Here is a 1,420-nt window from a genome sequence, read left to right on the forward strand (position 1 = left end):
CGACGGCGCCGACGTGGTGATCGTCAATACCTGCGGCTTCCTCGATTCGGCCAAGGCCGAGTCGCTACAGGCGATCGGCGACGCCATGGCGGAGAACGGCCGGGTGATCGTCACCGGCTGCATGGGCGCGCAGCCCGAGGAAATCCGCGAGAAGTATCCGAACCTGCTCGCGGTGACCGGGCCGCAGGCCTACGAATCGGTGGTCGCCGCGGTCCACGAGGCGGTGCCCCCGGCCCACGATCCGTTCCTCGACCTGGTCCCGCCGCAAGGGGTCAAGCTGACGCCGCGGCATTACGCGTATCTGAAGATCTCCGAGGGCTGCAACAACCGCTGCACGTTCTGCATCATCCCGCAGCTGCGCGGCGACCTCGTCAGCCGGCCGGCCGCGGATGTGCTGCGCGAGGCCGAGAAGCTGGTGAAGGCCGGCGTCAAGGAGCTGCTGGTCGTCTCGCAGGATACCAGCGCCTACGGCATCGATACCCGCTACGCCACGAGTCCCTGGCGCGACCGCGAGGTGCGGGCCCGCTTCTACGACCTCGCCAAGGAGCTGGGCGAGCTCGGCGCCTGGGTGCGCCTGCACTACGTCTACCCCTACCCCCATGTCGACGAGGTCATCCCGCTGATGGCCGAGGGCAAGGTGCTGCCCTATCTCGACATGCCGCTCCAGCACGCGAGCCCGACGGTGCTCAAGCGCATGCGCCGCCCCGGCAACCAGGAGAAGATGCTGGAGCGCATCCGCTCCTGGCGCACCACCTGCCCGGATCTCGCCATCCGCTCGACCTTCATCGTCGGCTTCCCCGGCGAGACCGAGGAGGAGTTCGAGGAGCTGCTGACCTGGCTCAAGGAGGCCAAGCTCGAGCGCGTCGGCTGCTTCCAGTACGAGCCGGTCCGCGGCGCCCCGGCCAACGAAGTCGCGGAGGCCGTGCCGGACGCGGTCAAGGCCGAGCGCCAGCGCCGGTTCATGGAGACGCAGCAGGCCGTGTCCCTGCGGTTGCAGAAGGCCAAGGTCGGCAAGCGCCTGCCGGTCATCATCGACGCCGCCGGCCCGACCGTCGCCAAGGGCCGCTCGAAGTACGACGCGCCGGAGATCGACGGCAACGTCCACGTCGCCTTCCGCCGCCCGGTCCGGGTCGGGGATATCGTGACGGTGAAGATCGAATCGGCGGATGCGTATGACCTGCACGGAGTGGCGGTGTGAGGGGGCATCGCGTCGTGCGCATCTCCTCCTCTCCCCGCGGGCAGGGAGAGGGCTTTGGTGACCTTGCTGTCACCAAAGCGAGGCGGTAGCCGAGGGTGAGGGGTGTTTCCGGAGGAGTCTCGCTCGTCGAGACCCCCCTCACCCTCGCTCCGGCTGCGCCTGCGCTAGCCATGTCCCCTGAACGGCGACATGGCCCTCTCTCCGCCCGCGGGGAGAGGGGAA

1 protein-coding gene is annotated in these 1,420 nt (G+C 69.0%); it reads left to right on the top strand.

Features of this window, described 5'->3' with window-relative positions:
• Positions 1-1,198: 30S ribosomal protein S12 methylthiotransferase RimO (gene rimO / locus VQ03_RS30280; protein ID WP_048454647.1), on the top strand; the 1,198-nt coding region annotated here is incomplete at its 5' end.
• Between the last annotated feature and the right edge of the window lie 222 nt (positions 1,199-1,420).

Origin of the sequence: Methylobacterium tarhaniae (assembly GCF_001043955.1) — a bacterium.
Lineage (GTDB): Bacteria > Pseudomonadota > Alphaproteobacteria > Rhizobiales > Beijerinckiaceae > Methylobacterium > Methylobacterium tarhaniae.